This is a genomic window from Fulvivirga aurantia, from assembly GCF_009711475.1.
Classification (GTDB): domain Bacteria; phylum Bacteroidota; class Bacteroidia; order Cytophagales; family Cyclobacteriaceae; genus Fulvivirga; species Fulvivirga aurantia.
In genome coordinates this window covers 1-2,877 of record NZ_SMMD01000453.1, presented here as the reverse complement: position 1 = coordinate 2,877, position 2,877 = coordinate 1, and the positions used below count along the sequence as shown (strand labels likewise).

3 protein-coding genes and 1 pseudogene are annotated in these 2,877 nt (G+C 40.0%); 1 reads left to right on the top strand and 3 read right to left on the bottom strand.

Going from position 1 to position 2,877, the window contains the following annotated elements:
- Positions 1 to 708 (top strand): annotated as a pseudogene (locus tag E1176_RS20450) (hypothetical protein); the annotation flags it as partial.
- Here the strand turns inward: E1176_RS20450 and E1176_RS02950 are convergent.
- The 3 genes from E1176_RS02950 to E1176_RS02940 form a co-directional block, all read right to left on the bottom strand.
- Positions 705 to 911: a hypothetical protein gene (locus tag E1176_RS02950; RefSeq protein ID WP_155209087.1), complete on the bottom strand. Its 207-nt coding sequence runs from the start codon at positions 909 to 911 to the stop codon at positions 705 to 707. The pseudogene E1176_RS20450 and the gene E1176_RS02950 sit on opposite strands and share 4 nt — an antisense overlap.
- 102 nt (positions 912 to 1,013) lie before the next feature.
- On the bottom strand, positions 1,014 to 2,087 hold the full coding sequence (locus tag E1176_RS02945) for a trypsin-like peptidase domain-containing protein (RefSeq protein WP_155209086.1): 1,074 nt from the start codon (positions 2,085 to 2,087) through the stop codon (positions 1,014 to 1,016).
- Between the two features lie 213 nt (positions 2,088 to 2,300).
- The coding region (locus E1176_RS02940; RefSeq protein WP_155209085.1) for a LuxR C-terminal-related transcriptional regulator at positions 2,301 to 2,877 on the bottom strand (577 nt) is incomplete at its 5' end.

The following is a 2,877-nucleotide window of genomic DNA, read 5'->3' as shown; positions in this document are numbered from 1 at the left end:
GTTTATAACCTCACTCCCAATAAAGAAGGGGCCTTTTACCAAGTGGCTTTGTATTATTCCAATGATGGAGGCGAGACATTTATTGGTCCGGCAGACCGGGTGAGTGGAGATGTAGGACCACAAGTGACCCCGGGTTCTTACAAAAAAATATTCTGGAATTACTTTTATGCTGATCAGGATTTTACGGGAGAAAACCTGGTATTTTCTGTCAGGGCTGAGAAAATGGCAATCACTAATACCAATCAACTTATGGGGCCAAAAGCTGCACTTTACTCTTTAGCAGTACCAGGATGGGGTGATACCAAAGTCAGAAATGGCAAAAACTATTGGCTTGTAACGGCAGGTACCTGCGGCTTGCTAGGCACTTCGCTTCTCATTCGATCCGGAGCTAAAAACGATTATGATGACTACCTGAACGCCAATGATGCTGCAAGTGCAAATGCTTCTTTTGATGTTGCAGAGTCAAAATATAGTACTTATCACATCTCCGGTGAAACGAGGTTTATACGATTAGATAATACTCCAGGGCTGGAACAGATAGCGATTATATTAAGTATGCAGAAACTTTCTAATAAAGAGATTCCTCTGATCCTTGGGCAAAAAAATAAAAACAACATCAATTATCAGAAGAACTCGATAAAAGTATCTGGTGAGATTGGTAAAAATGACCCACCTGTGATAGTTTGGCTCCAATTGGAGCATGTCTAGTGAGCTTCTATTTCCCCAACACTTTTTATTACAACAGGATATCCTTTAAAAGTTTTAGGCAGCTCTAATTTGTTTGGGCTCTCCGAGGCTAAAACCATAATACAGGGTTTACCACCATGCTCACCTTCAGAAACACCTTCCACTCCTTTTTTTGCCATCCACTGGCTGGCTTCTTCTATTATTTCATTAGCAATTCTACTCATGATTATAAGTTTTAAAATTTAAAATCAATACTACTTGAAAAGCTATCCCGCAACCATGACTAGATATATGATCTACGGGATAGCTTGTTCTGGTTGAATTACTTAGGCAATTTTTATACCCATTATTCTTTCTACATACCTGATATCGTTATGTACCGACACACGGTTAGAGCCGGCAAATAACAACCCAACTACATTATTATCCATGTCACAAAGCAGGCTACCTGAGTCTCCTCCTGCCGACATAGCGGTGGTTACAATTTGTCTTACAAACTTGGCCACTTTGCCATTACCATAATTTACGTTGATGGTAGCGTTTACCGCAATAGTTTTACCGGTGGAGTAATTGGTCGTTCTACCAGTCTTTTGTACAATCTCACCAATTTTAATACTTCTGGTACCAACCACATTACCTATCCAGTATATTCTTCGGTTGAGGTCGTGGAAGTTGCCTTCTGCTATCGCGGCATCTACATAATTAGAAATACCTCGGCCATAAGGAGGTAGAAAATCGATCCGTTTGTAGGCCGAAAGTCTACCTATTATATCCTGAGGCACTGTGCCACCATCGTATCGACCTGGCTGAATGATTGGGTCACCGATGCGCGCATCGTTGGTATTAGCCAACACGTGGTTATTACTTAAAATATAGAATTTGGTAGGTACACCGGGAAATTCTGTTTTTCTGTAAACTGCTGTACCATATGTACCCGCAGTCACTTTATAATGTCCGAGGCTATAGCCACCTTCACAAGGTCGACTTCTACCTCTGAGTGCCTGCACATCAACACCACCAAATTCTTCGGTCAACGTCAACTCCTCCTGCCACTCTTTCCACTTTCTCGTCATAGAGGCATGTCCATTTTCTTTCTTCTTGGCTGGTTCAAGCACCTCGATATCCATTCCGGCAAACACTTCTCCGGTTTCTATTACGTCAGTCTTAAATTTCTTATTGTCGGCATACTCGGGAATTAAACTGTCTTCGTTTAGCAGATCTTTGTCTAACTTTTGAGTCACAAATACGCTCAGGCAGGTATCATCAGTTTCCCGACCATTTTTAAACTTTTTACCGATGCCTACACCCAGTACGTTATCTTTTTCGAGATAATCTTCCTGAATTTCGTCTTGAATTTTTGAAAGCTCTAGTTGGTCTTTCGTGAGTTCTTTGTCATACATAGCGTTAAATTTTTGAGGTTATTAATTGGGCTTTTTATTCTTACCCCACTTTGAGGCAAGCATTAGAGGAGGGAGTATTTATATACAATAAATTTAGCTCCAATTACATACTGAAATCAATAGCTATTTTGAGGTAAAAACATAGGGTTAGCAAAGGGTAAACTGCACAGTGTAACCACTTATGATTATTAAAGAAGGACTTTAAGTAAAAAGCTAGATAAGACCGTGAGAAACGGCAAATTTTATCATGTGGTTTGTATTGTGCATGTTGAGCTTATCGAGCATATTCCTTCGGTGCACTTTCACAGTATTTTCACTGATATTGAGTTTTTTAGAAATCTCACGACTACTGTGCCCTTCAGCAAGTAATTGTAGAACCTGCCGCTGTCTTTTGCTCAGTTTTTCTGAATTGTCCAGACTAACTTCCTGGCAGGCACAGTAAAAATTCTGGGCTTCCTCCGGACCTAAAATGGTAAAGGAAGCATGCTCATCTTTATGCCAATGGCTTATATCGGTACATATGCCAAGCACATAAAGTACATTGCCTCTTCGGTCCAGGTTTAGAATTTTGTTTTGATGCAGGATTCTTAAATAATCACCCGTAAGTGTTTTTATCCTGCAATCAAAACTACTGCTGTAGGCTTTTTTGCTTGAAGTAGCACGTGTACTTATGAATTCCCACGATTTTCTCAGGCATTGGTAGACAAACTTAACATCATCTTTATGAATAAAATCATGTAAAAACTCAACGCCTCGCTTGATCAAATACTCGTGAGTATAGCCTATTATC